Below are 26,907 nucleotides of genomic sequence, written 5' to 3' on the forward strand. Positions count from 1 at the left end.
TCACCCCCCGCCCGGTCGAACGCACCGAGCAGACCGTTGATGCCGTCACCCGGATAGCCGTACATCCGCCGGACACCCCACTCGGACAAGCGCTGCAGAACGAAGTCGGCCACGAGTGTCATCACGTACTCCCTTGGTGGGGGGTCCTTGTCGTCATCAGATGGGTGACCCACGGGCGGGTGCCGTAAACGGCGCCCGTCGCGGCGCCACCCGGGCGGACCGCGCGGCGAGCCGGCGGGCCGGAGCGCATTGCGGTCCAGGGTGCCGGTGGGCAGGCCGGAGCGCCCGGGTGGCGGTCGAGAGCGCAGGCGTCCGGCGGCAGACTCGGCCCGGAACAGTCGCAGAGAGCAGCAGAAGTGACACGGGGTACGCGACGGTGTCCTCACCCGATGCCGACTGCCGTTCCGCGCAGCCGGTCCGCCTTCGACCTACCCGGCCCGCGGTCACTCTCCACGGGGCCGCGCCGTCCGAGCGAACAGCGCACCGGCCAGAAGGGAGCCCGCGACGCCCACGGCCAGGTCGGCGACGGTGTCGCCGTAGCCGACCCGCATGGTTCCCGGCGAGATCCGCTCCGCCACCCATTCGTAGAACTCCCACAGGACGGCAGCACTGGTCCCGGCCATGCCGACCAGAACCGTCGGCGTCCAGCGCGGAAGGCTCGCGACGGCTTGGCCCAGCGCCGGGCCCGTGCACGTCAGCAAGGCCGAGAACACCACCACGGAGCCGGTTCCGGTGAGCAGGAGATGCACGGCGGTGTCCAATTGTGGAACCCGGTGATACCAGTGCCCGACATCGCACCAGAACGCGCCCACCACGACGATCGAGAAGGCCGCCTCGTAGGGCGGCGGCACCCGCAGCCTCGTCACGACGACGAGCAGTACGATGCCGGAAAGAAAGCGCACGGCGTCGGCCCTCTCGCCCAGTGCTCCCATCGCCATGGCGCTGGATGCCAGCGCCAGGACGGCCAGGCACGTCACCTTCCGAGCCACCGTGCTCCCTCATTCCGCGGACCCGGGAGAGTGCGCCGCGTGCAGACCCCGGCTTACCCAGGACACAGTCAACGGGGGTGCGGGGAAAGCCGCATCCCAGCAGCCCGCCGTCGCGGTGGGCTGCGAGGCTGTTCATGCGGAGACGTTGCCGGTCGGGGCCCGCAGGGGTGGTGCGCACACAGGGCCCGACACGATCCCGGCCGCGCTGTGCTCCGCCCCCGCGACACCGGTCCGCCGGATCGGGCCCCGCCCGGTGTCGAACTGCACGCCCGCTCCCCAGGAACCACCGCCGGCCGAAGGCACCACGTTTCCGGCCGCTGCGGCGCGGTTAGTGCCAGTGCCATGAGCTTCGGATCCCAGATGACTTCCGCGACCGCGACAGACAACCCCACCCCCGCGCCCTGGGTGCTACGGGACTACGCCGCCCTCGCCGACGGTGAACGCGGGGCGCTGATCGATCCGGAGGGCAGGGTGGTCTGGCTGTGTGCCCCGCGGTGGGACAGCGACGCGGTGTTCTGCGCGCTGATCGGAGGCGCCGGGCACTTCACGGTGGGACCGGCCGACCGGTGGCACGTGTGGGGCGGCTACTACGAAGAGGGGACCCTCATCCGGGTGAGCCGATGGGTGACCCCGGACTCCGTGATCGAGTGCCGGGACGCGCTGGCCATGCCCGCTTCCCCGGAACATCTGGTGCTGCTGCGCCGGATGCGAGTGGTGCGGGGGGAGGCGCGGCTGCGGCTGAGCCTGGACGTGCGCCCCGGCTTCGGTGCCCACCGGATGAACGAGGCGCGGCTGGCGGGTGGCGTATGGACGGCTGCGGGCGGCGGACTGCGCCTGCGCCTGCTCGGCGCTCCCGAGGCGAGGTGGGACAGGGAATCGGGACTCACGGCGAGTTCCGGCTGCGGCAGGGCGAGGAGCACGACCTCGTGCTGGAATTGGCCAAGGGCCCTGGTGCGCCCCGCCTCGACCCCGGAGAACTGTGGCGGGCGACCGAGCATGAGTGGCGGCGGGCCGTGCCGGACTGCTCGGCGCTCGCCGCGCCACGTGACGCCCGGTACGCGTACGCGGTGCTGCGCGGACTGACCAGCAGCGCGGGCGGCATGGTCGCCGCAGCCACGACGTCGCTGCCCGAACGGGCCAACACCGGACGCAGTTACGACTACCGCTTCACCTGGCTGCGCGACCAGTGCTACGCGGGCCTCGCGGTCGCCGCACACGGACCGCACGAGCTGATGGACAGCGCCGTGCGGTTCACCGCCGAACGCATTCTGGAGGACGGCGAACGGGTCCGGCCCGCCTACACCGTCACCGGCGGGCCCGTACCGGGGGAAAGCGGGTTGCGGTTGCCGGGCTATCCGGGCGGCAGCGACCGGATCGGGAACCAGGCGGCGACCCAGTTCCAGCTCGACACGTTCGGGGAGGCACTGCAGCTCTTCGCCGCCGCGGCCCGCCACGACCGTCTCCCCGCGGAGGCGGAGCGGGCGGTGGGCGTGGCGGTGGACGCGGTGGAGCGGAACTGGCAGCGGCCCGACGCCGGCCTGTGGGAGCTGGAGGACCGGTGGTGGACTCATTCCCGGCTGAGTGTCGTCTCCGGACTGCGACGCGTCGCGGCGGAGTTCCCCGGCGCGACGGCGCGCCGCTGCACCCAGGCCGCCGACACGATCATGTCGGAGACGCGTCGTCGCTGTCTGCGTGCCGACGGCCGCTGGCGCCGGGCCGCCGACGACGACGGAGCCGAGGCCGCGCTGCTGGTGCCGCTGGCCCGTGGCTGTCCCGGTGCCGACGATCCCAGCAACGCCGCCACCCGCGCGTACATCGAAGACCGGCTGGCCGAGGACGGGTACGTGTACCGCTTCGACCACCCCGGCAGCCCTCTGGGCCGGGAGGAGGGGGCCTTCCTGTTGTGCGGGTTCACCATGGCCCTGGCCACGCACCGTCTGGGCGACCGCGTCGGCGCGTTCCGCTGGTTCGAACGGGCCCGGGCGGCGTGTGGGCCGTCCGGGCTGTTCGCGGAGGAGTACGACGTACAACAGCGTCAGCTGCGCGGGAACCTGCCCCAGGCGTTCGTGCACGCCCTCCTGCTGGATTGTGCGGTCCGCCTCAACGACGCTTCGACGCTGCCGCTCTGAGCGCGCCCGCCCGCACCGCCGGCCGGTGCCGCGGCGGCCGCCGTCGTCCGGGGCGGTGGCCAGGACGAGCGGCCGGCGGTGGCGGGTGCCCTCAGAAGAAGCCGAGCTTCTGTGCCGAGTACGACACGAGGAGGTTCTTCGTCTGCTGGTAGTGCTCCAGCATCATCTTGTGGTTCTCCCGGCCGATGCCCGACTGCTTGTATCCGCCGAAGGCGGCATGCGCCGGGTAGGCGTGGTAGCAGTTCGTCCACACGCGTCCCGCCTGGATCGCGCGGCCCGCGCGGTAGGCGGTGTTCATGTCGCGGGTCCACACTCCGGCACCGAGGCCGTAGAGGGTGTCGTTGGCGGTCCTGATCGCGTCGTCGAAGTCGTCGAAGGACGTGACCGACACGACCGGGCCGAAGATCTCCTCCTGGAAGATCCGCATGCGGTTGTGGCCCTCGAAGACCGTCGGCTGGACGTAGTAGCCGCCCTTCAGCTCACCCTCGTGATCGACTCGTTCGCCGCCGGTGAGCACCTTGGCGCCCTCCTGCCGGCCGATGTCCAGGTAGGAGAGGATCTTCTCCAACTGGTCGTTGGAGGCCTGCGCGCCGATCATCGTGTCGGTGTCCAGGGGGTGGCCGGGTTTGATCAGCTCGGTGCGGGCGACGGCGGCCTCCATGAACTCGGCGTAGCTGCCGCGCTGGACGAGCGCCCGGGACGGGCAGGTACAGACCTCGCCCTGGTTGAGCGCGAACATCGTGAAGCCCTCGAGCGCCTTGTCACGGAAGTCGTCGTCCCGCGCCCAGACATCGTCGAAGAAGATGTTCGGCGACTTGCCGCCCAGTTCCAGCGTGACCGGGTTGATGTTCTCCGAGGCGTACTGCATGATCAACCGACCGGTGGTGGTCTCCCCGGTGAACGCCACCTTCGCCACCCGGGGGCTGGACGCGAGCGGTTTGCCGGCCTCCACTCCGAAGCCGTTGACGACGTTCAGGACGCCGGGCGGCAGCAGGTCCGCCACCAGGCTCAGCCAGTAGTGGATGGAGGCCGGGGTCTGCTCCGCGGGCTTGAGTACCACCGCGTTCCCGGCGGCGAGGGCGGGGGCGAGCTTCCAGACCGCCATCAGGATCGGGAAGTTCCACGGGATGATCTGCGCTACGACGCCCAGCGGCTCGTGGAAGTGGTACGCCACCGTGTCGTCGTCGACCTCGCCGAGTGAGCCCTCCTGGGCGCGGACCGCGCCCGCGAAGTAGCGGAAGTGATCGATGGCGAGCGGAATGTCGGCCGCAAGTGTCTCGCGCACCGGCTTTCCGTTCTCCCAGCTCTCGGCGACCGCCAGGCGCTCCAGATTCGCCTCCATGCGGTCGGCGATCTTCAGCAGGATGCCGGAACGCTCGGTCACCGACGTACGGCCCCAGCCCGGGGCGGCCTCGTGCGCGGCGTCGAGCGCCCGCTCCACGTCGTCCGCCGTGCCGCGCGCGATCTCGGTGAACGGCTGACCGTTCACCGGGGACGGGTTCTCGAAGTACTGCCCGCGCGCCGGCGGCACGTACTCGCCGCCGACGAAGTGGTCGTAGCGTGACTGATAGGAGACGATCGCGCCCTCGGTGCCGGGCGCCGCGTAGCGGGTCATCCTGTCTGCCTCCCTCATCGGGCGCTGCCCGCCGTTGGACAGCTCTGCGCCCGAGGCTAGGAAGCGGGACGTTGCAGAGACGTTGCGCGCGGCCGCCACCCCGGTCTCCCCGAGTGCCGCTCACCGGTGGGCGGTCGCCACGCGTTCGGCGCCGTCAGCTCGGCCTCCAGCGCCGCAAGCCGGGAACTGGTCGAGGCCGTGGGCCGGACCGCCGCGAGCGCGCGCCAGACGTCGAGATCGTCTTCGCCCCACGGCGCGTGGGCCCAGTCGGCCAGCAGGTCGGAATCACCGCAGGCGATCAGCGCCGCGCGCAGACCGTCGGTGAGCCTGCGCCTGAGCCGCACCACCGCCGGAGCCCGGGAGCCGGGCAGCAGCGGACCCGTGTAGCCGGCCGCGGCCGCAGTGACCGCACCGGCCCGCAGACGACGCTCGACGACGGCGGCGTCGGAGTCGACGGCCAGCGTGAGCCGGTACGGCCGGGAGGCCAGCCGACCGGGTCCCAGTAGGCCTCGCAGCCGGGCCAGTTCGGCGCGCAGGGTCACCGGCGGCACCGTCTCGTCCTCGTACAGCGCGCACAGCAACTCGTCGCCGGTCAGACCCTCCGGGTGGTGGGCCAGCAGCACGACGATCTCGCTGTGCCGCCGGCTCAGCCGGATTCTGCGGCCGTCCGCGCGCAACAGGGCCTCGTCACGGCCCAGGGTGGTCAGCTCGGCCGCCTCGGCTCCGGACCGCTCCGGAGTGAGCAGTGCCAGCTGCGACTCCGCGGCACGCGCCACCGCCTGTACGAAACCCAGACTGTGCGGATGCGCCAGCCCGTCCCCGCCGGTGATGTCCACGGCGCCGAGCACCCGCCCGGTACGGGGATCGCGCACCGGGGCGGCGGCGCACGTCCAGGGCTGCACGCGGCGTATGAAGTGCTCGGCCGTGAAGACCTGTACCGGACGGCCGACGGCCACCGCCGTGCCCGGCGCGTTCGTCCCGACCGCCGACTCCGCCCACCGGGCCCCGGGCACGAAGTTCATCCGTCCAGCCCTGCGCCGGGTGGCCGGATGCCCTTCGACCCACAGCAGCCTGCCGTGCGAGTCGCACACCGCGAGCAGATGCTCGCCGTCGGCGGCGAACGTCCCCAGGAGTTCCCTGACCAGTGGCATCACCCGCGCCAACGGGTGTTCGGCCCGGTAGGCGCCGAGATCTTCGTCCGTCAGCTCGACGCTCGCGGTGCCGTCCGGGCCGACACCCGCCCGGACCGACCGCCGCCACGACTCCGCCACCACGGCACGCACGGGCCGCGGCACGGTCCCCGCCTCGGTGAACGTCTCGTGCGCCCGGCGCAGGGTCCGCGCACGCTCGACGGGGTCGGCCCCCGGTTCCAGAGCCAGCCATGAATCGCTCAACTCGGCCTCCCCGGACGGTGCTGCGGTTGGGGACATCGTGACCCCGCGGATACGCGCCGACAACCACTTGGTCCAGCCGGATCACCCGCGTGCGGCGCCGAGTGGACCGGGCGAGCAGGTCGGGCCAGAGGATCGGGAGACGGGGCCGGGCGGGCGGGGCGGGCGTGTGGGCCGGGCGTGTGGGTCAGGCGAAGTTGACCAGTCTGATGTAGCGGGTCCAGTCCCAGAACGGCCCCGGATCCGTGTGGTCGCTGCCCGGCACCTCGTGGTGCGCGATGATGTGTGCGCGATCCCTCGGGATGCCGTAGGTGGTGCAGATCGCCGCCGTGAGGCGGGCCGACTGCTCGTACAGGGCGTTGGTGAAGTACTCCGGCCGGTCCACCCACCCCTCGTGTTCGATCCCGACGCTGCGGGTGTTGTAGTCCCAGTTGCCCGCGTGCCAGGCGATGTCCCCCTCGCGGACACACTGCGCCACGTGCCCGTCGGAGGACCGGACGACGTAGTGTGCGGACACCTGCTTGTCGGGATTCCGGAAGATGGAGAGGGTGTCGGCGTACGTCTCCTGGGTGACGTGGACGACCACGTAGTCGACGGGATAGGCCGTGGGGCGGTTCGACCGGCTGTAGTTGGACGCGCTCGCGGGCTGCCATTCGGCGGAGGGGTAGTCGACGGCCCGGGCCTGTGCGGTGGCCCGTGTACCGGAGATCAGGGTGTACGGGACGGCGGCCAGCGCGGCGCCCTTCAGGAGCCGCCGCCTGGTCGTGACCGGTGCTGTCCTCTCCCTCTCCATGGGGATTGCCCTTTCGTCGGTGGGGCCCTGGGCCCGGTGGGGGGTGGGTGCTCAGCTGTCCGACACGGCTGTGCGTCGTGGCTGAGGAGCAGAAGGCCTGCGCGGACGTCCGACCGCTCGGTGTGCGAAGTGCGTCCGCGTGAATCACCGTACGGCTGGCGGGGGTTGCGCAGTAGAGCGCCGCGCCGTTCTGTGGACAGCCGGCGCCTTGTGGACACCGCGCTCACCCGATCGAGTGAATGGGGGGCGTGGGGGAGTGGGGGCCTGAATGTCTGCTCGTCCGGAGGAGCCTCCGGGCGCCGTCGCCACCGCGGTCGTCGCAGGGCGCGACCGGGCCCGTGGGGTCGGTGCGTGGTCGCCGGCGGGCGGGGTCAGGCCCGCTCCGCCACCACACCCGGGTCGTCCAGGACGGCCCGCACCACGGAGTGTGCGGCGCCGAGCAGTGGGCCCTGCGGACCCAGCTGCGACACGGCGACCGGGCAGGCCGGGCCGGCCGTGCGCCGGGCCAGTTCGTCACGCAGCGACGGGAGCAGCCAGGGCGCGAGTCCGGCCAGGGCACCGCCCAGCACCACACCCTCGGGGTCCAGCAGGTTGACCGCACCGGTCAGGGCGATGCCGAACGCCGTACCCGCCTCGCGCAGGGCACGCCGTACGTCCTCGTCGCCCTGCGCGGCGCGTCCGGCGAGCAGTCCGACGCGATCTTCCCCGGGCTCCACCCCGGCCGCGCGCAGTACCGCCTTCTCACCCGCGTACTGCTCCAGGCACCCCCGCCCGCCGCAGGCGCACTCCGGCCCGTCGGGATGGACCGGCACATGACCCAGCTCACCGGCGAACCCGCGGGTACCGCGCAGCAGCCGGCCGTCGAAGACGACGGCCGCACCGATGCCGATCTCGGCCGAGACGTGCAGGAAGTCCCGGGGGGTGCCGTCTGCGAGCCAGAGTTCGGCGAGCGCGCCGAAGTTGGCCTCGTTGTCCACGGTCAGCGGCAGATGCGCGGGCAGCAGGGGACCGAGGTCCGCGTCGTGCCAGTCCAGATTGGGGGCGCGCACGACGGTCCGGCCGTCCCGTGCCACGAGACCCGGAACGGCCACCGCGAGCCCGGCCGGCCACAGTCCCTCCGTCTCCGCATCCGAGACGACCTGCCGCACCAGGCCGGTGAGCTGCTCGAGCACCGGCTCCAGCGAACGGTCCCTATTGCTGCCGTACCGCACGGCACGTGCGCGCACCCCGCCGCGCAGGTCGACCGCGCAGACCGCGAGATGGTCGACGCCGACCTCCGCCCCGATGCCGGCCGGGCCCTGCGAGCTGACCGCGAGGGCGGACCCGGGCCGGCCCACGCGGCCGGGACGCTCGGGGCCCAGCTCCTCCAGCAGGCCCGAGCGGACCAGTTCGTCCACGAGGGTGGAAACCGCCGCACGTGTCAGTCCGATCCGTGAGGCGACGGCAGCCCGGGACAGCGGGCCCTCGGCGCTGACGGTGTGCATCACCCGCGCGAGATTGCGGCGGCGCATGCCCCGCTGGGTGTCCGGCAGCGCGCGACCGGGGCGGGCCGGCTGGGCTTCGTGCGGCGGTGCGGTCATGCTTCGTCAGTCCTTGGTCTGTCGTCACTCCGTCCGGTCCGCGACCGGTTCCACCGTCGCGGGTCCCGGCCGGCGTCCGGGAGCGGGTCCTCGGCCGGTGACCACTGGTCGCGGTCCACGCGCGTGCCCTCCGACGGCGGGCGCACGCCGGTCGTGGCGCGCCCCGGCCGTCACCGTCCGTGGCGCCCCGCGCGAGCGGCCCGCCGACGGTCCGGCGGCGGGCCGGCCCGTACGAGCGTGTCCTCAGGAGGAGTCCGCGTTCCGCGCCAGCAGCGGTGCCGCGTCGGAGAGTACCCCGGTGATCCTGTCCAGCGTCGCCTCGTCCCGTTCCACGGCGTCGAGCACCGGACCGGCGGCCGTGTTCCACCGTTGGGCGACCGCGGCCGCGTCCTCGCCGGTCAGCAGGCCGGCCGCCTGCGCCGCGGCACCGAGCGCGACCAGCTCCCTCGCCTCCGGGATCTGGACGGGACGTCCTGACAGCCGCCGTACCGTCTGCTGCCAGGCCGCCCCCCGCGCGCCGCCGCCGATCAGCAGCAGCGGCGCGGACGGGTCCGCGTCGGCGTCGAGGACCAGGTCGAGCGCTCCGAGCAGCGAGTGGACGGCGCCGTCGTAGGCGGCCTGGAGCAGCTGCCCGGCGGTCGTGTCGTGGCGCAGTCCGTACAGGAGGCCGGAGGAGTGCGGAAGGTTCGGCGTGCGCTCGCCGTCCAGGAAGGGCAGGAACGTGGCATCGGTGCCGGGCTCGACGGCTTCCCGGTCCAGGCCCAGCAGGGCCGCCACACGGTCGACGGCAAGCGTGCAGTTGAGAGTGCAGGCCAGCGGCAGCCAGTCGCCGCGCGCGTCGGCGAAACCCGCCACGGTGCCGGTCGGGTCGGCGGGCCGGTGCTGCGACACGGCGTACACCGTGCCCGACGTGCCGAGGCTCATCACCGGAACGCCCGGACGCAGGCCGAGACCCAGTGCGGCGGCCGCGTTGTCGCCGGTGCCGGCGGCGACCAGCGTGCCCTTGGAGAACGGCAGGCCGTGGCCGTCGCGCACGGTGCCGGCCACCTCGCCGGGCCGGACCACCCGGGGCAGCAACGCCGGATCGAGCCCCACGCGCGCGAGGATCTGCTCGTCGTACGCCTCCGTGCCCGACGCCCACCAGCCGGTGCCGGACACGTCACCGCGGTCGGTGGTCCCCGCACCGGTGAGACGCTCGGTGAGGTAGTCGTGGGGGAGGCGTACGGCCTTCACCGCGCGGGCCGACTCCGGCTCGTGCTCGGTCAGCCAGGCCCATTTGGTGACCGTGAAGGAGGCGCTGGGCACGCTTCCCGTGCGCTCCGCCCAGGCCTTCGCCCCGCCCAGTTCATCGATCAGCCGGCGGGCCTGCGGGGCCGAGCGCACGTCGTTCCACAGCAGGGCGGGACGCACCGGCTCGCCCTGCGCGTCCAGCGTGACCAGACCGTGCTGCTGCCCGCCGACGGACACGGCGGCGGCCTGGCGTGCGGCCTCGCCGCACTGGCCGAGGGCATCACCCAGCGCGTCCCACCACTGGCGCGGATCGCTCTCACGGCCGGCCCCCGAGGACACGGTGTGCGGTGCCTGGCCGCTCGCGACGACCCGGCCGGTGGCCGCGTCGACGACCAGTGCCTTCGTGGACTGGGTGGACGTGTCCACCCCGACGACGAGCGGACCCTCGGCTGCTGACATCGGGCTTCTCCCTCTTCCGCGGGTCCTGGGACCCGGACTCACTCCTTCGGGGACACCTTGTCCCTTCCCAGGACCGTGTGTGCATACTAATTTGTAAAGCGCCATGACGAAATAGTCGGCAAGCGATTGATCGGCAGCGAGTGAGGAGCCGCGGAATGAACTACCAGCCCACTCCCGAGGACAGGTTCACGTTCGGTTTGTGGACGGTCGGCTGGCAGGGCCGTGACCCGTTCGGTGACGCCACCCGGCAGGCTCTGGACCCCGCCGAGTCGGTGCGGCGTCTGTCCGAGCTGGGGGCGTACGGCGTCACGTTCCACGACGACGACCTGATCCCCTTCGGGTCGAGCGACACGGAGCGGGAGTCGCACATCAAGCGGTTCCGGCAGGCACTGGACGCGACCGGCATGAAGGTGCCGATGGCGACGACGAACCTGTTCACGCACCCCGTCTTCAAGGACGGCGCCTTCACGGCGAACGACCGGGACGTGCGCCGCTACGCGCTGCGCAAGACGATCCGCAACATCGATCTCGCGGTCGAGCTGGGCGCCAGCGTCTACGTGGCCTGGGGCGGCCGGGAGGGCGCGGAGTCCGGCGCGGCCAAGGACGTGCGGGACGCGCTGGACCGGATGAAGGAGGCCTTCGACCTGCTGGGCGAGTACGTCACCGAGCAGGGCTACGACCTGAGGTTCGCGATCGAGCCGAAGCCCAACGAGCCGCGCGGTGACATCCTGCTCCCGACGGTTGGGCACGCCCTGGCGTTCATCGAGCGCCTCGAGCGGCCGGAGCTGTACGGCGTGAACCCGGAGGTCGGCCACGAGCAGATGGCCGGTCTGAACTTCCCCCACGGGATCGCGCAGGCACTGTGGGCGGGCAAGCTCTTCCACATCGACCTCAACGGCCAGTCGGGCATCAAGTACGATCAGGACCTGCGGTTCGGCGCGGGCGACCTGCGGGCCGCGTTCTGGCTCGTCGACCTGCTGGAGAGGGCCGGGTACGCGGGCCCGCGGCACTTCGACTTCAAACCGCCGCGGACCGAGGACCTCGACGGCGTGTGGGCGTCGGCGGCCGGCTGCATGCGCAACTACCTGATCCTCAAGGACCGGGCGGCCGCCTTCCGTGCCGACCCCGAGGTGCAGGAGGCGCTGGCCGCGGCCCGGCTGGACGAGCTGGCCCGCCCGACCGCCGAGGACGGTCTCGCGGCCCTGCTGGCCGACCCGACCGCCTACGACACCTTCGACGTGGACGAGGCCGCCGCGCGCGGAATGGCCTTCGAGCACCTCGACCAGCTCGCCATGGACCACCTCGTCGGCGCCCGCTGACCGGCCGGCCCCGTGTGAACGCTCCGGCCCTCTCCTCCCACGGAGGGGGCCGGAGTCGTGCGGGCCTCTCCTCTCACGGAGGGGGCCGGAGTCGTGCGGGCTGTCGGCTCCGTCCGCAGCCTGTTCGCGTCGAACGGGCGTGACGGCCGGTCGTCGTCCGCGGACCATGACGTGCACCTCGGAGGTCCTGCCGCTCCGCACAGGACCGACTGTCGGCAGATCTGTCCGAACCGGCGCCGCGCCTGCCCGGTGTCACCCCTGCCCGGTGTCACCCCGGCACGGCGCCGCGCCTGCCCGGCGACACCCCGGCCCGCAGCCGGCCCCGCCGCGCCGCCTGCCTCGTCCGCCATGCTCGGCCCGCCCCGTCACCGCCGCTGTACCCGCCTCCGCACCGCCGGCCCAGGAGGGGACGGGCCGGGGCGTCAGGATTCGTCCCCCGTTGCGAGGGCCGCCGAAGCCAGGGCCGTCGCCGGATCCCGGGTCGCGCCGCCCGCGGGGACCCAGCGGCCGTGCTCCCTGCGGTACGGCCACCAGCGCCCGTCGCGGTCCAGGCGGAGCTGGTGCGGTGCGCCGACGACGGTCCACCGGTTGGCCCGCGCCCGCAACGACGGCCGCTCGTCCTCCTCCCAGGCCGACTCCAGCGCCGCACGCGCGCGTGCGAGGGTGTCGCCCTCCACCGCCCACTCCTCCTCGAGCACGGTCAGGGCTGCCCCACCCCCGAGCCGCCACGCGCGGACGGCCACGGCCAGTGCCTCCCGCGTGCGTCCCGAACCCTCGCCGAGGCGGTCCAGCACGTCCGGCCCGGGATGCCCCGCGGCCAGACGCACCGCGTCCTGCGCCGGCGTCGGCTCCGGTTCCGCCGCCTGCCGGTCGTGTCCGCCGCGCAGTGCCCCGGCGAGCAGACGGTGGGCCTCCGCTGCCGTCCGGGAGGCCAGAAAGGTCAGCTCCGACGGGTCGACGCCGGGCGGGGGGACCGCATCGGTGTCCAGGGACGGAGGGACGCCCGGGCCCTCCCCGAGGGGCGGCAGCGCGGGCAACGGAGGCAGCACGTGCCTCGCCGCGTACGCCTCGGCGGCGTCCACGCCCTCCTGCCCGGAAGCGGCCTCCTCCTCGGGTGCGGAGCCGTGCGTCCGCAGGGCGTCGAGCACGGCGCCCTCCGTGCGTCCCCGCATCAGCAGCAGGACGAAGGGGTCCTGGTCCAGCAGCCTGGCGGCCTGGTAGCAGAGGGCCGCGGTGTGCCCGCAGTGGTCCCAGGCGCCGCATTCGCACTCCGGTTCCAGGTCGCCCAGGCCCGGGAGCAGGTCGATGCCGGCGGTCGCGGCGTCCTCCACGAGGTGCGGCGGCATGTCGCGGTCCAGCAGCGCCGCCACATGACCTGACCGCTCGATCGCCATGTCGGCGAAGCGGTCCCACTCCGCGTTGGAGAGCTGCTCCAGCAGGACGTCGGCCCGGTGTGCCGTACGGTCCCGGTCCTGGACGACCGCGGTGAGGCGCCCCGGCCGCACCGACACCGCGCCGACCGCTCCCGCGCGCGCGAGCCGGCGCCCCGTCTTCACCTGCGCCGCGTCCATCGCCGCGTCCTCCAGCGCCTTCAGCCAGGCGCGGCCCCACCAGGTCTGCGCGAAGCCCCGACCCTGCGCGAGCGGCAGTGCGGCGAACGTCCGTTCCGTGCCGTCGTCGTACCGAGTCATCGCGTACCCCCTCGCAGCCGCACCAGATCGGCCAGTTCCGCGTCCGTCAGTTCCGTGAGCGCGGCCTCGCCCGCCCCCAGTACCGCGTCGGCGAGTTCCCTTTTGCGGTGCAGCAGGGCGGCGATGCGGTCCTCGATGGTCTCCTCCGCGATCAGCCGGTGCACCTGTACGGGGCGCGTCTGGCCGATGCGGTGGGCGCGGTCGGTGGCCTGTGCCTCGACGGCCGGATTCCACCAGCGGTCGTAGTGCACGACGTGTTCCGCGCGCGTGAGGTTCAGTCCGGTGCCCGCCGCCTTCAGGGACAGCAGGAAGACCGGGGCCTCACCGTCCTGGAAGCGCCGCACCAGCGATTCCCGTGCCGTGACCGAGGTGCCGCCGTGCAGGAACAGCGACGACACCCCGCGCGCGGTCAGGTGTTGTTCGAGCAGGCGCGCCATCTGCACGTACTGGGTGAAGACCAGCACGCTCGCCTCCCCGGCGAGGATCGTGTCCAGCAGTTCGTCCAGCAGTTCCAGCTTTCCCGAACGGCCGCTGATCTTCGGCCGGTCCTCCTTGAGGAACTGCGCCGGGTGGTTGCAGATCTGCTTGAGGCTCGTCAGCAGTTTCACGATCATGCCGCGTCGCGCCATGCCGTCGGAGCCGGCGATCTCCGCGAGTGCCTCGCGCACCACCGCCTCGTACAGGCCGGTCTGTTCCGCCGTCAGCGACACGGGGTGGTCCGTCTCGGTCTTCGGCGGCAGCTCCGGCGCGATGCCGGGGTCCGATTTGCGGCGTCGCAGCAGGAAAGGCCCCACAAGCCGGGCCAGCCGCTCGGCCGCCGCCGGGTCCTGTCCCCCCTCGACCGCCCGGGCGTAGTGCCGACGGAATCCGCCGAGCCGTCCCAGCAGCCCCGGGGTGGTCCAGTCGAGGACGGCCCACAGCTCCGAGAGGTTGTTCTCCACAGGTGTGCCGGTGAGCGCGACACGCGCGCGTGCGCCGATGGAGCGCAGCTGCCGCGCGGTTTCGGAGTACGGGTTCTTCACGTGCTGGGCCTCGTCCGCCACGACCATGCCCCACGACACGGCGGAGAGCCGTTCGGTGTCCAGACGCATGGTGCCGTAGGTGGTCAGCACGAACTCGCCGTCCGCGAGATCGTCGAGGTCGCGTCGGGTGCCGTGGAAGCGTCGCACGGGGGTGCCGGGCGCGAACCGCTCGATCTCGCGCTGCCAGTTGCCCATCAGGGAGGTAGGGCACACCACCAGGGTGGGACCGGCGGCGTCCGGGTCCGTCTGCCGGTGCAGATGCAGCGCGATCAGTGTGATGGTCTTCCCGAGACCCATGTCGTCGGCGAGACAGCAGCCGAGGCCGGACGACGTCATGCGGGCCAGCCAGTTCAGGCCCCGTCGCTGGTAGTCGCGGAGGGTGGCGTCGAGGGCTGCGGGCTGCGCCACGCTCTCCTGGGCCTCGGGGTCGGCGAGGCGCTCCCGCAGGGCGGCCAGCCATCCCGTGGGGCGCACCTCCACGCGGCGTCCTTCGACCTCCGCCGAGCCCGTCAGGGCCGCGGCGAGCGCGTCGGCCGGCGTGACCTTGCGGTCCTGCCGGGCGCGGGCGCGGTCGGCCTCCTCGGGGTCGACGAGCACCCACTGGTCGCGCAGGCGCACGACGGGGCGGTTGGCCTCGGCGAGCAGGTCCAGCTCCTCGCGCGTGAGCCCCTCGCCGCCCAGGGCGAACGTCCAGTTGAAGGAGAGCAGCGCGTCGGCGGACAGGAACGACGGACCGGCCTCGGACGGAGGCGTACGGGACGCCGGATCTCCGTCGGGCGGCCCCACCTCGGCGTGGGCGGTCAGGTCGCGGGCCAGCTCCCTCGGCCAGTGCACGTCGACTCCCGCGCCGGCGAGCGCCCGGGAGCCGGCTCCGAGAAGCTCGGCGATCTCTTCGTCGGCGAGCTCGACGGCGTCCGGTACGGCCGCCGACAGCAGGGGCGTGAGCGGGGGCCAGGCCCGCACCGCTCGGCGCAGGGCGAGCAGAGCGTCCATCCGCGCGCGCGTGCCGAACGCGTCGCCCACGGTGCCGGCCCACATCTGCGCGGTGTCCGCGACCAGCGCGGGATCGCTGACGCTGTGCGCCTGGAGCACCGCCCGGAACTCCGGCCGAGCCTCAGCGGTAGCCGTGGCGGACAGTCCTCGCACCTCGATACGCAGCGACAGCCGTACGCCCGTGTCGTGTACCGCGGCGATGTCCAGGACCCACTCGCGCAACTCGGGCGACCGTCGCGGCTCCCGCGCGGCGTAGACGGGTCCGGCCGTCACGAGTTCGGCCGCGGGGGAGCGGGGCAGCGCGTCCGCGACGGCGTCCAGGAAGGCCCGCACCAGCCGTTCCGGGTCGGGCAGCCGCAGGCGATCGGTGCCGTCGGCCGGGACCGCGTGCGCCTTGCCCGGGACCGCGTGCGTCTGGCCCGGGACTGCGTGCGCCTCGGCCGGGACCGCGTGCGCCTTGCCCGGGACCGCGTGCGCTTCGGGCGGCATGGCGGCGGCGAGGTGGCGGATCCGCTCGGTCTCCTCCGCGCCCAGAGGGCCCGCGCGCCATGCGTCGTGGCCGGCCGGGGACAGGCCGGGGAGGAGCAGCCCGCGCGCCACGAGGTGCAGGGCCTCGACGGCGACCGCGCCCCAGAACACCGACGCCCGGTGGCCGTCCGCTGCGACACGCGCGCGTGTGAGAAGCGGCAGGGCGGCCCGCACCGGCAGAAGCACCGCGGGCACGCTCACCGGCTCCACACCGGCACCGTCGGGCAGTACGACCGTCAGGTCTCCCGGGGTGCCCGAGGGGACGGGCCCGGGTACTTCTCCGTCGGGCCGCCAGAACGCGACTGTCCCGGTGCGCCCCGGATCACCGGGCAGGAAGACGGCACAGCAGTCGGCGAGTGCGGGGCGGCTGCCGAAGGGTGCGGGACGAGCGGTCTGCGCAGCGATGACGTATTCCTCAAATTTGACTAGCTCGGACGCGGCGGCCGACTGTACACGACCACCGAAGCCGCAGGGTGCGACAAGGCTGTGGCGTAGGCCACTATGCAGACGGGGAGGCGCTCCCTCGGTGCCGCTCCGGAATCGGCCGCCGACGAGCTCTCAGGGTTGCTGAGGGTCGAGCCTCAGGGAAGTCTCAGGGGCGCGGTACGGAACTGCCGGGAGCGCGGACCCGTTTTCAGGACAGAGAGCGGCGATGGCCGCGAAGGAGGCGACACCATGTCGAAGAACGCCAAGGTCGCTGCGGGGGGCGTGGCGGCCGGACTCATCCTGCTGATCTGGCTGCCCTGGTGGGCTGCCCTGCTGATAGTTCTGGGAGTCCCGGCCGCCGCTTACCTCACGCTGGACCCCTCGCAGCGGCGCAGGCTGCGCCGTGTCTCGCGCCGGGAGATCGGCCGTTGAGGCGCTAACGCCGCGTCACGGCCGACGCCGACTCGGTCAGGGTGCAGGAATTGAGCACGTCGCCGTTCGCGGGCTCGCCGACCGTGTGGTCCGCGGGCGGCGGCGCGCCCCGCTCCACCCACTCGGTGAGCACGTCGAATGAGCGTGACCGCGCTCAGAACGGCGGCGAGAAGGGGAACACCACGGGGCAGACGCATCGGATCCTCCGAGCACGACGGGAAGCGGCTGAGAGCTGCCCCATCGTGCGGGTCCACCACGACCTATTCCATGGGCTGGAGCCATATGTGCGGAGCACGGGTCATGGCGGTTGAAGACAGTCGGGGACCCGCGGTTCCCCGACTCCCAGCGGTGGGGCGCCGGCCGCACCCCCTCAGCTCGGTCGTACGGCCATCCTGTCGAGGGCCTCCAGGAGCCCGGGCAGCGACGGCCCGCGCCCCACCGGCAGCACCTCACCGGGTTCCTCGTCGAGGAGGATGAACGCGATGTCGTCGGTCCTGGCGACGAGCGACCAGCCGGGCCCGTCCGCACGCAGCGTCCGCGCGTCCCCCGGCGCGAACGACGACCGGACCCGGCCGAGTGGCGGCGGCGTGTCGACGTAGGCGCGGGCCTCCGCGAGCACCCGCCGGACACCGCTGTGCCCGGAGGTCGTCGGGCCGGTCCGGTCGTCCGTGGCGACGGTCCCGTCCGCGGCGGCGGCCTGTGCGCCCGCGACCGTGTGCGTGTCGCCGGCCTCCGCGTCGTTGCCGCCGTCCATCGAACCCGCGCCGCCGTCCGGGACCGGGAACTCCGCGTCGTCGATCTGCTCCCGCCACTGTGCCCACTGCAGGGCGATTTCGTCGGCCCCCAGACGGCGCTGCGCCGGCCCCCAGACACTGGTGTCCGGCGGGCACAGCGCGGGCTGGTCGGCGGACTCGGGCCCCGGATCGTGCGGCTCGGGTACCCCGGGTGCCGCCACGGCGACCGCGAGAGGCCAGCCGGGCAGCGCGGTGACGACCGTACGCTCGTCCGGCGAGAGGTCGTACTCCATGCCGCAGTCCCAGGAGGCCACGGCGACGGCGACCAGCGAGACATCGTCGATGACGACGGTCCACCGGGCGCCGTCACCGTCCTGACCGAGCACGAGGCCATAGCCGTCGGCCAGCGGTGGGAGACCGAGCGCGGCGCACGCCTCCGGGTAGTCGTCGCCCAGCACACTCGGGAACTTCGCCGGCGTCAGCAGCACCGCCGTCAGCACGTAGAGCGCATCGTCCGCGGCGGCGACGGTGCCCTCGTCCGTCCCGGCCATCCCAGCCTCCCCATCGGTTCGTCCAATGGCGGGCACCCTAGTGCGCCCGGGAAGCCCTTGTCACGACTCCCAGACGCACCCGAGCTGCAGCTTTCCGGCTGGACGGGGGCGAATCGACCACTCGTCGACGGGACGCGACGCTCGGACCGCGGGCAGCCCGGGAGCGCACGGGCCACCTCCCGCGGGGGCTCGTCGCGGTCCCGCGCGGCGCGAGCACACCTCCCGCGGGGGCTCGTCGTGGTCCCGCGCGGGTGTGAGCACGGCCCGGCAGGCCGGCTCGTTCACTCAGGACGACAGAACTTCCGGCGACACCTGGCCCGTCGCCTCGTCGATCCGTTCCGGGTCGTCGTCCACACCCGCCGACACGAAGGCGGCGGCAGCCTCGAACAGGGTGTGCGCACGAGTGCCCGCCGCCCTCTTCCCCTCCGTGCGCCGGCTTCTGGCGGATCAGGTACCGCTCTCGCGGGTTCCACCCGCCGTAGACTCCGTACTCCTCGCCCAGCGTGTCGCGCCGGCACTGTTTGAGGACCGGACAGTCCCGGCAGATTGCCTTGGCCTGGTCGTACAACGCCTCCGTCTTGGGAACGGCTTCCTGGCGGGGAGGCCGCCGGACGCGGCCCAGAACAGCGGCTCGCCTTCCTCTCGGCACACGGAGGCCGCGGGTGTGCGCGTGACGACCGTGCCGGGAGCCGGGCACAACGTCATGCTCGACCGCCCCGACGCTTCGCGGCGGCGGCCACGGGGCGGGGCCTGACTCAGCCCTCGCGGACCGCCAGCGCCAGGAAGCGGGCGTCCTCGTCGACGTACGCGGTCATGTGCCACCCGGAGACGGCCAGCAACGGGCGGAGGGTGGGCTCGGCACGCAGGTCGTCGGGTGTGACCCGCCGCCCCTGCCTGGCCGCGAGGGCCGCCCTGCCGATCGGGTGGAACAGGGCCAGCACACCGCCGGGACGCACGACACGCGCCAACTCGCGCAGATTCCCGGCCGGATCGGGCAGGTGCGCGATCAGACCCGCCGCGAACACGGCGTCGAGCGAACGCGAACGCAGCGGCAGCGCGGCCACGTCGGTCAGCAGCAGGCGCCCGTCACGGCCCCGGCCGGCCCGTACGGCGGCCTGGAGCATGGCAGGCGTCAGGTCGGCCCCGACAACCAGCCCCGACGGCCCCACGGCCGCTCGCAACGGGGGCAGGGCGCGCCCGGTCCCGCATCCCGCGTCGAGCACGCGATCACCCTTCCGCAACCCGAGCTCGCCGACCGCCGCCGCGTAGGCCGGGGCGTCGTCGGGGAACCGGCGGTCCCAGTCGGCGGCCCGACGGCCGAAGAATGTCTGGACGTGCGTGTGATCGTCGCTCATGCCTCGCATGATCCCCCAACGGCACGGAAGACGCCGCAGCGCACAGGTTCGAGCGTGACCCGCGCGGTCGGCAAGCCGCGGCTCGGCGATCACCACACCGTCGTCGACAGTGAGGCGCTGCCCACCGGAGTGGCCCGGCGGCTCGAGGCGTTCGGCACCGGTCCGGACGGCTGGAGCCGCAGCGTACCGCCGTCCTCGCCCACCGCGCGGACCGGCCGGAGACGTACCGCCGGTAGGCGACGGCCATTCCGGCGGCCTTCCGGGTGTGCGGCGCGCTGGGCGGTGAACAGGACGCCGATCCGGGATCCGACGCGCGCGTGCCGGTCGCCGGGCGGACGCACACCGCCCGGCTCCGCGGCTCAGTCCGCCGACCGGACCGGAGCCCGCGACAGAGGATCCTCAGTCCGCCACCGACTTCTGGGCCAGGACCTTGTCCACGGTGACACGGACGAGGAGTTCGCCCGGCACGCCGTTGCGCGCCCCGAACTCCTCGGCGCGCTCCTCACCCATGTACCGGGCGGCGATGCGGGCGGCCCAGTGCCGCAGTTCGCCGAGGTCCTCCGAGATCCGCGCACGCCCCTGCAGCACGACGAAGCCGAAAGGCGGCCGGTCGTCGTCCACGCACAGGGCGATGCGGCCGTCACGGGCCAGATTGCGCCCCTTCACGGTGTCCCTGCCGGTGTTGAACACCACGTCGTCCCCGTCCAGCAGGAACCAGACGGGCGCCACGTGCGGGCTCCCGTCCGCCCGAACGGTCGAGAGCTTTCCGGTGCGGGTGCCGTCCGAGACGAACGCCCGCCATTCCTCATCGGTCATCTTGTGTGCCATGCCCCCATCCTCCTTGCCCGCAGCACGGGCGTGGTGAAGGCTGGCGGACGGATCCCCCGGCCAGGGGGGCGGCAGCGTACGGGGAGACACGGGGAGATCGCATCATGGCGCAGAACCAGGGACTCGGCTGGCTGCTGGACGACCTGACCGGGCGCGTCGAACACGTACGGCATGCGCTCGTCCTGTCCAACGACGGACTGGTGACCGGAGCCAGTACCGGTCTGCGACGTGAGGACGCCGAGCACCTCGCCGCCGTCTCGTCCGGACTGCACAGCCTGGCCAAGGGCTCCGGCCTGCACTTCGGCGCCGGACAGGTACGGCAGACGATGGTCGAGTTCGACGACGCCGTACTGTTCGTCACCGCGGCGGGCTCGGGCAGCTGCCTGTGCGTACTCAGCGGCGCGGAGACCGACATCGGACAGATCGCGTACGAGATGACGCTGCTCGTGAACCGGGTGGGCGAGCATCTCGACGTCGATGCGCGGCAGCCGGGGCGCTTAGCACCCCCAGAGTCCTGACCTGCGCTTTCAATACTCTCCCGAGGGCGGCCGCGAAGTTGTCCACAGGCCCGCCACGGATGTCGCGTCGACGGCTACGGTTTTTGTGTCAGGCGGGCGCTCACGGCGCCGACCGCACACTCCACGGGGGAGACGCATCATGTCCGGCAACACCGTCACACACGAGTCCGTCGCGACCGGCGAGCGGATCGGCGCCGCCCGCGACGCCTCGGTCGCACCGAACCGCGCGGCACGAGAGCTGGGCCTCAAGCGGAGTGAGTTCGACCTCGCGGTGCATCTCGGCAAGGTCCGCACAGTACCCGACGAACAAGGAGCCGGGCGGCGCGTCCCCCGCGACGAGGTCGACCGGATCCGGGCGGCGGACGGCTTTCCCGAGGCGTTCCGGGCCGGGGTCCGGACCGTCGGGACCACGGAGGGCGCGGGCCTCATGGAAGTGACCACCGCAAGGTTCACCCGCCTCGCACGGCTGGGGCTGCTGGTGCCCGTGAGGTTCCACGTCAACCGATACCGCGCCGTCGTCTGGCTGTTTCCGGCCCAGGAGCTGGGGGAGTTCACGGCCGACGAGCGCAACACCGCCCTGCTGAAGGGCCGCATGCCCGAAGGACTGCGGGACCAGCTGGGCGAGGGGCTTGACCTGCGCCCCCGCAACTGGCGGGGGCGGCACCTGGGATTCCTGCTCCGTCAGGCCGACGATCCCTGGGCCCGGCCCGCGGCCGTGGCGTCACTGCTCGATGCCACCGACGTCTCGGACGTCGTCACCGATCCCTACGAGCGCTCACACCTGCGCCGCTTCCGCCCCACGCCGACGGCGCACGGCTCGCCGGGCTCCCCGGCCGCGCAGATCGCCGAGGAGATCATGACGGCCTGCGACCCGGACGAGATCGACTGGCTCCGCTCGGATCTGGCGGACGCGGTGGCAGCGGCCCGTCGGCAGCGTCCGGCCCCACGTCCGACCCTTCGCGCCGTGCCGGCTCCGCGCTGCCCGGGCCCCGTGCCCTCGAAGGCAGAGCGACCCGGACGGCTGAGCGGACTGTTCGGCCGGTGGTGGCCCAGAGACTCCTGACCTACAGGGCCCGGAAGAGTCCCTCCTGAACGACGGACACCAGCATGCGTCCCTCCGTGTCGTAGATCCGTCCACGGGCCAGACCCCGCCCGCCGGTCGCGATCGGCGACTCCTGGTCGTACAGGAACCACTCGTCGGCCCGGAACGGCCGGTGGAACCACATGGCGTGGTCCAGCGACGCCATGTCGAACCCCCGCGGTCCCCACAGAGGCTCCACCGGAATGCGCACGGCGTCCAGGAGCGTCATGTCGCTGGCGTAGGTCAGCGCGCAGGTGTGCACGAGCGGATCGTCGCCGAGCGGCCCGACCGCGCGCATCCACACGGCGCTGCGGGGCTCGGCGCCCTCGACCTCCTCGGCGTTCCAGCGCAGCCGGTCGGCGTAGCGGATGTCGAACGGCTGACGGCGGACCATCCGCTCCAACTGCTCCGGCAGTCCGCCCAGGTGCTCCCGCACCTCGTCGGCGACCGTCGGCAGGGACTCGGGATCCGGGACCTTGCGGGCCGGCGGCAGCTGGTGCTCAAAACTTCCCTGCTCAGGCTTGTGAAAGGAGGCGGTGAGGGTGAAGATCGTGCGGCCCTGCTGCACGGCGGTGACCCGGCGGGTGGTGAACGACCGTCCGTCCCGGTCCCGTTCGACCTGGTACACGATCGGCACGCCGGGGCGTCCGGGACGCAGGAAGTACGCGTGCAGCGAGTGCACCGGGCGGTCACCGTCGGTGGTGCGGCCCGCGGCGACCAGTGCCTGGCCGGCCACCTGGCCGCCGAAGACCCGCTGCAGCGACTCCTCGGGGCTGCGGCCCCGGAAGATGTTGACCTCGATCCGCTCCAGGTCGAGCAGGTCGACGAGGCTCTCGGCCGGATTCGTCATCGGTGGGGTTCTCCTGTGTTCACAGCTGGCCGACATCGGTGACGCGGACGACCGCACGGCCCTCCGCGTCGGAGGCGGTGAGGTCGACCTCCGCACTGATGCCCCAGTCGTGGTCGTCGTTCGGGTCGTCGAAGATCTGCCGTACGCGCCACAGTGCGTTCTGCGGCTCTTCCTCGATGACCAGCAGCTTCGGACCGCGGGCGTCCGGGCCGGTGCCGAGGTCGTCGTACTCGTCCCAGTAGTTGTCCATGGCCTCGCCCCACGCGTCGGCGTCCCAGCCGGCGTCGGCGTCCATCTCGCCGAGCGCACCGACCTGGTCCAGGGCGGCGAGCTCGACGCGCCGGAACATGGCGTTGCGGACCAGCACACGAAAGGCACGCGCGTTGGCCGTGACCGGCCGCACCTGGTCGGCCTTCTCCTGGGCCTCCTCGGCGGTCATCTCCTCCGGGTTGGCGAGTTGCTCCCACTCGTCGAGGAGACTGGAGTCGACCTGACGCACCATCTCGCCGAGCCACTCGATCAGGTCCTGCAGATCCTCGGACTTCAGGTCGTCCGGGACGGTGTGGTCGAGGGCCTTGTAGGCGCTCGCCAGGTAGCGCAGCACGATGCCCTCGGTGCGGGCCAGTTCGTAGTGGGAGACCAGTTCCGTGAAGGTCAGCGCCCGCTCGTACATGTCACGGATCACCGACTTCGGGGACAGCGGGTGGTCACCGACCCAGGGGTGGCTCCTGCGGTACGTGTCGTAGGCGTGGAAGAGCAGTTCCTCCAGGGGCTTCGGGTACGTGATGTCCTGGAGGCGCTCCATGCGCTCCTCGTACTCGACGCCGTCCGCCTTCATCGCGGCCACGGCCTCACCGCGCGCCTTGTTCTGCTGGGCGGCGAGGATCTGCCGCGGATCGTCCAGCGTGGACTCCACGACCGACACCATGTCCAGCGCGTACGACGGCGACTCCGGGTCCAGCAGCTCGAAGGCGGCCAGGGCGAACGTGGACAGCGGCTGGTTGAGCGCGAAGTCCTGCTGCAGGTCCACCGTGAGCCGCACGATGCGACCGTCGGTGTCCGGCTGGTCGAGCTTCTCCACGATGCCGCCGTCCAGCAGCGAGCGGTAGATGGCGATCGCCCGCCGGATGTGCCTGAGCTGCTGCTTGCGCGGCTCGTGGTTGTCCTCCAGCAGGTGCCGCATCGCGGAGAACGCGTCGCCCGGGCGGGCGATCACCGACAGCAGCATGGTGTGCGTGACCCGGAAGCGGGACGTCAGCGGCTCCGGCTCGGAGCCGATGAGCTTCTCGAACGTGCTCTCCGACCAGGCCACGAAACCCTCGGGGGCCTTTTTGCGCACGACCTTCCGCCGCTTCTTCGGGTCGTCACCGGCCTTGGCGAGCGCCTTCTCGTTCTCGACGACGTGCTCGGGCGCCTGGGCGACGACGAAGCCCTCCGTGTCGAAGCCGGCGCGCCCGGCCCGCCCGGCGATCTGGTGGAACTCCCGGGCCCTCAGTGTGCGGACCCGGGTGCCGTCGTACTTGGACAGCGCGGTGAACAGGACGGTCCGGATGGGGACGTTGACACCCACGCCGAGCGTGTCCGTACCGCAGATCACCTTCAGCAGGCCGGCCTGCGCGAGCTTCTCCACCAGCCGCCGGTACTTGGGCAGCATGCCCGCGTGGTGCACCCCGATCCCGTGCCGGACGTAACGGGAGAGGTTGCGGCCGAACTTCGTGGTGAAACGGAAGTTGCCGATCAGCTCGGCGATCCGATCCTTCTCCTCGCGCGTGCACATGTTGATGCTCATCAGCGCCTGCGCCCGCTCCACGGCCTGCGCCTGGGTGAAGTGGACGATGTAGACGGGGGCCTGCCGGGCCGTCAGCAGATCGGTGAGCGTCTCGGTGAGCGGTGTGTAGCGGTACTCGTAGGAAAGCGGCACGGGGCGGGTGGCCGAGCGGACCACAGCGGTGGGCCGGCCCGTGCGGCGCGCGAGGTCCTTCTCGAAGAAGGAGACGTCACCGAGCGTCGCCGACATCAGGACGAACTGGGCCTGCGGCAGCTCCAGCAAAGGGATCTGCCAGGCCCAGCCACGGTCCGCCTCGGCGTAGAAGTGGAACTCGTCCATGACCACCTGGCCGATGTCCGCGTGCTTGCCGTCACGCAGCGCGATCGACGCCAGGACCTCGGCGGTGCAGCAGATGACGGGGGCGTCGGAGTTCACCGAGGCGTCACCGGTCAGCATGCCGACGTTCTCGGTGCCGAAGATCTTGCACAGCTCGAAGAACTTCTCCGACACCAGCGCCTTGATCGGAGCTGTGTAGAAGGTGACCTCGTCCCGGGCGAGGGCGGCGAAGTGGGCACCCGCCGCGATCATGCTCTTGCCGGAACCGGTGGGCGTCGACACGATCACGTTCGCGCCGGAGACCACCTCGATCAGCGCCTCCTCCTGATGGGGGTAGAGCGTGAGACCGCGTTCCAGGGCCCACGCCTCGAAGGCTTCGTACAGGGCATCGGGGTCGGCGGTCCGCGGCAGCTGATCGATGAGGGTCACGCACCCATCTTGCCTGCCACGCGCCGCGATGGGGGAATCGGCTGTCCGCGTGAAGATCACGAACGCTACGCTGGGTCGCCGACGAGGCGGCAGCTGACCCGGACAACTGCACAGCGGCACACGAGGAATGGGGCGGGCAACGACGATGATGGGACCAGCACACTCACTTTCGGGTGCCGCGGCGTGGCTCGGTGTCGGAGCGGCGACCGCCGCCGCGGGACACCCGATGCCCTGGCCGGTGCTGCTCGCAGGTGCCCTGATCTGCGCCGGAGCGGCGCTCGCTCCGGACCTCGACCACAAGGCGGCCACGATCTCCCGGGCCTTCGGACCGGTCTCGCGGGGGCTGTGCGAGATCGTCGACAAACTGTCCTACGCCGTCTACAAGGCAACGAAGAAGCGGGGCGACCCGCGTCGCTCCGGCGGACACCGCACGCTGACGCACACCTGGCTGTGGGCGGTCCTGATCGGCGGGGGCACCTCGGTCCTGGCCGTCACGGGTGGCCGTTGGGCGGTCCTCGCGATTCTCTTCGTGCACATGGTGCTGGCCATCGAGGGCCTGCTCTGGCGGGCCACCCGCGGTTCCAGCAGCGACGTCCTGGTCTGGCTGCTGGCCGGGACCAGCGCGTGGATCCTCGCCGGCATACTGGACAAGTCGGACGGCGGTGCGGACTGGCTGTTCACCGCGCCGGGCCAGGAGTACCTGTGGCTGGGGCTGCCGATCGTGCTGGGCGCGCTGGTGCACGACATCGGGGACGCGCTGACCGTCTCGGGCTGCCCCGTACTCTGGCCCATACCGGTGGGCCGCAAGAGGTGGTACCCCATCGGTCCGCCGAAGGCCATGCGGTTCCGGGCGGGCAGCTGGGTGGAGCTGAAAGTCCTGATGCCCGCGTTCATGCTGCTCGGGGGAGTCGGCTGCGCGGCGGCACTCAACTTCATCTGAGGGACGCGGGCACGGTCCGCTCAGCCGGGCTCGCCGGTGCCCCGCCCCTCGCCGGGGCCGTACCGCCGCTCGAAGCGGGCGACGCGGCCCTCCGAGTCCACCGTTCGCGCCCTGCCCGTGTAGAAGGGGTGGCTCTCCGAGGAGATCTCCACCTCCACCACCGGGTAGGTCTCGCCGTCGTCCCACGCGATGGTCTGGTCACTGGTCGCGGTGGACCGGGTGAGGAAGGCGTACCCGGCACTGCGGTCACGGAAGACGACGGGCCGGTAGTCGGGGTGCTTGTCCTGCTGCATGGCTGCTCCTCGTACGGCGCGGATCAGTGGGGCGACGGCACGGGCCTGCCGTCGCGAGTGGCGTCAGCCGGGCGGGGAGTCCTCGTCGACGACGTGCATCGCGGCCTCTTCCGCGGAGGCGGCCGCGCCGTCGATGCCCACGTCCAGGGCGACCAGTGCCGGCTCCTCGTCCTCGTGCGCCCCTTCGTCGGGGGCCACGAGCCGGCCGGAGCGGTCCGCTCCGACCTCGTTGTCCAGCAGTTCCCCGTCGGTGCCGTCGGAGTCGCCCAGCCCGTCGCCGTCGGGTGCGAGCAGGTCCGGCCGCTCCTCGGCGAGCCGCTGATCCAGTGTTTCGCCGCGGTGCCGTTCGGCGGCCGTCACACCGGTGTGCTCCACCGCCCAGGGCCGTTCGGGCGGAGACCAGCCCCGGTCGAGGGGATCGTCGACACCGTCCTCCTCGAGGGTGTCCTCACCGTCCAGCAGCCCGGTGTCCTCCCTCTGCTCGGATCCGTCCGGCTGGTAGACGTCGTCTCCCCATCCGTCGGCGCTGTTCACGGGTACCTCCAGGGGGTGGGGACCGGCCCCTTCTCGCCGTGGCCCGCGGCGGGCCGCCGCTGCACGGGGCACAGGCCTCATCCGTCGCGGAAC

22 protein-coding genes and 1 pseudogene are annotated in these 26,907 nt (G+C 72.5%); 6 read left to right on the plus strand and 17 right to left on the minus strand.

What is annotated here, in order from left to right; all coding sequences use genetic code 11:
• Positions 1 to 443: 443 nt before the first annotated feature.
• Positions 444 to 977, minus strand: coding sequence for a hypothetical protein (locus ACGFYH_RS20820; protein WP_393804624.1), 534 nt, complete (start codon positions 975 to 977; stop codon positions 444 to 446).
• Between the two features lie 372 nt (positions 978 to 1,349).
• Here ACGFYH_RS20820 and ACGFYH_RS20825 point away from each other — a divergent pair.
• A pseudogene (locus tag ACGFYH_RS20825) lies at positions 1,350 to 3,118 on the plus strand (glycoside hydrolase family 15 protein).
• Between the two features lie 91 nt (positions 3,119 to 3,209).
• Here the strand turns inward: ACGFYH_RS20825 and ACGFYH_RS20830 are convergent.
• The 5 genes from ACGFYH_RS20830 to xylB form a co-directional block, all read right to left on the minus strand.
• Complete coding sequence (locus ACGFYH_RS20830; protein ID WP_393804625.1) at positions 3,210 to 4,733, minus strand: aldehyde dehydrogenase family protein; 1,524 nt, start codon at positions 4,731 to 4,733, stop codon at positions 3,210 to 3,212.
• A gap of 56 nt (positions 4,734 to 4,789) precedes the next feature.
• Entirely contained in the window at positions 4,790 to 6,127 is a 1,338-nt protein-coding gene (locus tag ACGFYH_RS20835) for a GAF domain-containing protein (RefSeq protein ID WP_393804626.1), read from the minus strand.
• Between the two features lie 184 nt (positions 6,128 to 6,311).
• Positions 6,312 to 6,917 (minus strand): N-acetylmuramoyl-L-alanine amidase, encoded by a 606-nt coding sequence (locus ACGFYH_RS20840; RefSeq protein ID WP_393804627.1) that lies wholly within the window; start codon positions 6,915 to 6,917, stop codon positions 6,312 to 6,314.
• A gap of 371 nt (positions 6,918 to 7,288) precedes the next feature.
• Positions 7,289 to 8,497 carry an ROK family protein gene (locus ACGFYH_RS20845; RefSeq protein ID WP_393804628.1) on the minus strand — a complete coding sequence of 403 codons (1,209 nt, stop codon included), beginning with the start codon at positions 8,495 to 8,497 and terminating at the stop codon, positions 7,289 to 7,291.
• Between the two features lie 243 nt (positions 8,498 to 8,740).
• Positions 8,741 to 10,186, minus strand: a complete 1,446-nt coding sequence (gene xylB / locus ACGFYH_RS20850) for a xylulokinase (RefSeq protein WP_393804629.1) — start codon at positions 10,184 to 10,186, stop codon at positions 8,741 to 8,743.
• Positions 10,187 to 10,341: 155 nt separating this feature from the next.
• On the opposite strand from xylB, the gene xylA reads away from it, so the two are divergent.
• On the plus strand, positions 10,342 to 11,505 hold the full coding sequence (gene xylA / locus ACGFYH_RS20855) for a xylose isomerase (protein ID WP_393804630.1): 1,164 nt from the start codon (positions 10,342 to 10,344) through the stop codon (positions 11,503 to 11,505).
• Positions 11,506 to 11,927: 422 nt separating this feature from the next.
• Here xylA and ACGFYH_RS20860 read toward each other — a convergent pair whose 3' ends face one another.
• Together ACGFYH_RS20860 and ACGFYH_RS20865 are read right to left on the minus strand one after the other, a co-directional pair.
• Positions 11,928 to 13,196 (minus strand): SWF or SNF family helicase, encoded by a 1,269-nt coding sequence (locus tag ACGFYH_RS20860; protein ID WP_393804631.1) that lies wholly within the window; start codon positions 13,194 to 13,196, stop codon positions 11,928 to 11,930.
• Positions 13,193 to 16,144, minus strand: coding sequence for a DEAD/DEAH box helicase (locus ACGFYH_RS20865; protein WP_393804761.1), 2,952 nt, complete (start codon positions 16,142 to 16,144; stop codon positions 13,193 to 13,195). The genes ACGFYH_RS20860 and ACGFYH_RS20865 overlap by 4 nt, the downstream gene beginning before the upstream one ends.
• 270 nt (positions 16,145 to 16,414) lie before the next feature.
• Between ACGFYH_RS20865 and ACGFYH_RS20870 the strand changes: the two genes are divergently transcribed.
• Positions 16,415 to 16,597, plus strand: coding sequence for a hypothetical protein (locus ACGFYH_RS20870; protein ID WP_153180979.1), 183 nt, complete (start codon positions 16,415 to 16,417; stop codon positions 16,595 to 16,597).
• Between the two features lie 4 nt (positions 16,598 to 16,601).
• On the opposite strand, the gene ACGFYH_RS20875 is transcribed toward ACGFYH_RS20870, so the two are convergent.
• The 5 genes from ACGFYH_RS20875 to ACGFYH_RS20895 all read right to left on the minus strand — a co-directional run bounded on the left by ACGFYH_RS20875 (position 16,602) and on the right by ACGFYH_RS20895 (position 20,065).
• On the minus strand, positions 16,602 to 16,730 hold the full coding sequence (locus ACGFYH_RS20875) for a hypothetical protein (RefSeq protein WP_393804632.1): 129 nt from the start codon (positions 16,728 to 16,730) through the stop codon (positions 16,602 to 16,604).
• A 237-nt stretch (positions 16,731 to 16,967) separates the two neighbouring features.
• A complete protein-coding gene (locus tag ACGFYH_RS20880) occupies positions 16,968 to 17,882 on the minus strand; it encodes a hypothetical protein (protein WP_393804633.1) in 915 nt (304 codons plus the stop codon).
• 37 nt (positions 17,883 to 17,919) lie between these two features.
• Positions 17,920 to 18,579, minus strand: a complete 660-nt coding sequence (locus ACGFYH_RS20885; protein WP_393804634.1) for a WhiB family transcriptional regulator — start codon at positions 18,577 to 18,579, stop codon at positions 17,920 to 17,922.
• A 58-nt stretch (positions 18,580 to 18,637) separates the two neighbouring features.
• Positions 18,638 to 19,237, minus strand: coding sequence for a class I SAM-dependent methyltransferase (locus tag ACGFYH_RS20890; protein ID WP_393804635.1), 600 nt, complete (start codon positions 19,235 to 19,237; stop codon positions 18,638 to 18,640).
• 399 nt (positions 19,238 to 19,636) lie between these two features.
• On the minus strand, positions 19,637 to 20,065 hold the full coding sequence (locus ACGFYH_RS20895; RefSeq protein ID WP_393804636.1) for a PPOX class F420-dependent oxidoreductase: 429 nt from the start codon (positions 20,063 to 20,065) through the stop codon (positions 19,637 to 19,639).
• Between the two features lie 104 nt (positions 20,066 to 20,169).
• On the opposite strand from ACGFYH_RS20895, the gene ACGFYH_RS20900 reads away from it, so the two are divergent.
• Together ACGFYH_RS20900 and ACGFYH_RS20905 are read left to right on the plus strand one after the other, a co-directional pair.
• Entirely contained in the window at positions 20,170 to 20,583 is a 414-nt protein-coding gene (locus ACGFYH_RS20900; RefSeq protein ID WP_393804637.1) for a roadblock/LC7 domain-containing protein, read from the plus strand.
• A 139-nt stretch (positions 20,584 to 20,722) separates the two neighbouring features.
• Positions 20,723 to 21,646, plus strand: a complete 924-nt coding sequence (locus ACGFYH_RS20905; protein ID WP_393804638.1) for a DUF6397 family protein — start codon at positions 20,723 to 20,725, stop codon at positions 21,644 to 21,646.
• Position 21,647: 1 nt separating this feature from the next.
• Here ACGFYH_RS20905 and ACGFYH_RS20910 read toward each other — a convergent pair whose 3' ends face one another.
• Together ACGFYH_RS20910 and ACGFYH_RS20915 are read right to left on the minus strand one after the other, a co-directional pair.
• The gene (locus tag ACGFYH_RS20910; RefSeq protein ID WP_393804639.1) at positions 21,648 to 22,514 is read right to left on the minus strand and encodes an acyl-CoA thioesterase; all 867 of its coding nucleotides are present in this window, start codon (positions 22,512 to 22,514) and stop codon (positions 21,648 to 21,650) included.
• 19 nt (positions 22,515 to 22,533) lie between these two features.
• Entirely contained in the window at positions 22,534 to 25,047 is a 2,514-nt protein-coding gene (locus tag ACGFYH_RS20915) for a DEAD/DEAH box helicase (protein WP_393804640.1), read from the minus strand.
• A 145-nt stretch (positions 25,048 to 25,192) separates the two neighbouring features.
• Here ACGFYH_RS20915 and ACGFYH_RS20920 point away from each other — a divergent pair, with 145 nt between their 5' ends.
• Positions 25,193 to 25,987: a metal-dependent hydrolase gene (locus ACGFYH_RS20920; protein WP_393804641.1), complete on the plus strand. Its 795-nt coding sequence runs from the start codon at positions 25,193 to 25,195 to the stop codon at positions 25,985 to 25,987.
• Between the two features lie 20 nt (positions 25,988 to 26,007).
• Here the strand turns inward: ACGFYH_RS20920 and ACGFYH_RS20925 are convergent, their stop codons facing one another.
• Both ACGFYH_RS20925 and ACGFYH_RS20930 read right to left on the minus strand, forming a co-directional pair.
• Positions 26,008 to 26,280 carry a type B 50S ribosomal protein L31 gene (locus ACGFYH_RS20925; protein WP_393804642.1) on the minus strand — a complete coding sequence of 91 codons (273 nt, stop codon included), beginning with the start codon at positions 26,278 to 26,280 and terminating at the stop codon, positions 26,008 to 26,010.
• A gap of 63 nt (positions 26,281 to 26,343) precedes the next feature.
• Positions 26,344 to 26,814 (minus strand): DUF5709 domain-containing protein, encoded by a 471-nt coding sequence (locus ACGFYH_RS20930; RefSeq protein ID WP_393804643.1) that lies wholly within the window; start codon positions 26,812 to 26,814, stop codon positions 26,344 to 26,346.
• Positions 26,815 to 26,907: the final 93 nt, after the last annotated feature.

Origin of the sequence: Streptomyces sp. NPDC048392 (genome assembly GCF_043200575.1) — a bacterium.
Classification (GTDB): domain Bacteria; phylum Actinomycetota; class Actinomycetes; order Streptomycetales; family Streptomycetaceae; genus Streptomyces.

What these genes read in the sequence shown, in the direction of transcription:
- ACGFYH_RS20830 (WP_393804625.1), bottom strand. Translation starts at nt 4,733, where the DNA reads ATGACCCGCTACGCGGCGCCCGGCACCGAGGGCGCGATCGTCTCCTAT.
- ACGFYH_RS20840 (WP_393804627.1), bottom strand. Translation starts at nt 6,917, where the DNA reads ATGGAGAGGGAGAGGACAGCACCGGTCACGACCAGGCGGCGGCTCCTG.
- ACGFYH_RS20845 (WP_393804628.1), bottom strand. Translation starts at nt 8,497, where the DNA reads ATGACCGCACCGCCGCACGAAGCCCAGCCGGCCCGCCCCGGTCGCGCG.
- xylB (WP_393804629.1), bottom strand. Translation starts at nt 10,186, where the DNA reads ATGTCAGCAGCCGAGGGTCCGCTCGTCGTCGGGGTGGACACGTCCACC.
- xylA (WP_393804630.1), top strand. Translation starts at nt 10,342, where the DNA reads ATGAACTACCAGCCCACTCCCGAGGACAGGTTCACGTTCGGTTTGTGG.
- ACGFYH_RS20860 (WP_393804631.1), bottom strand. Translation starts at nt 13,196, where the DNA reads ATGACTCGGTACGACGACGGCACGGAACGGACGTTCGCCGCACTGCCG.
- ACGFYH_RS20870 (WP_153180979.1), top strand. Translation starts at nt 16,415, where the DNA reads ATGTCGAAGAACGCCAAGGTCGCTGCGGGGGGCGTGGCGGCCGGACTC.
- ACGFYH_RS20880 (WP_393804633.1), bottom strand. Translation starts at nt 17,882, where the DNA reads ATGGCCGGGACGGACGAGGGCACCGTCGCCGCCGCGGACGATGCGCTC.
- ACGFYH_RS20890 (WP_393804635.1), bottom strand. Translation starts at nt 19,237, where the DNA reads ATGAGCGACGATCACACGCACGTCCAGACATTCTTCGGCCGTCGGGCC.
- ACGFYH_RS20895 (WP_393804636.1), bottom strand. Translation starts at nt 20,065, where the DNA reads ATGGCACACAAGATGACCGATGAGGAATGGCGGGCGTTCGTCTCGGAC.
- ACGFYH_RS20900 (WP_393804637.1), top strand. Translation starts at nt 20,170, where the DNA reads ATGGCGCAGAACCAGGGACTCGGCTGGCTGCTGGACGACCTGACCGGG.
- ACGFYH_RS20905 (WP_393804638.1), top strand. Translation starts at nt 20,723, where the DNA reads ATGTCCGGCAACACCGTCACACACGAGTCCGTCGCGACCGGCGAGCGG.
- ACGFYH_RS20910 (WP_393804639.1), bottom strand. Translation starts at nt 22,514, where the DNA reads ATGACGAATCCGGCCGAGAGCCTCGTCGACCTGCTCGACCTGGAGCGG.
- ACGFYH_RS20920 (WP_393804641.1), top strand. Translation starts at nt 25,193, where the DNA reads ATGATGGGACCAGCACACTCACTTTCGGGTGCCGCGGCGTGGCTCGGT.
- ACGFYH_RS20925 (WP_393804642.1), bottom strand. Translation starts at nt 26,280, where the DNA reads ATGCAGCAGGACAAGCACCCCGACTACCGGCCCGTCGTCTTCCGTGAC.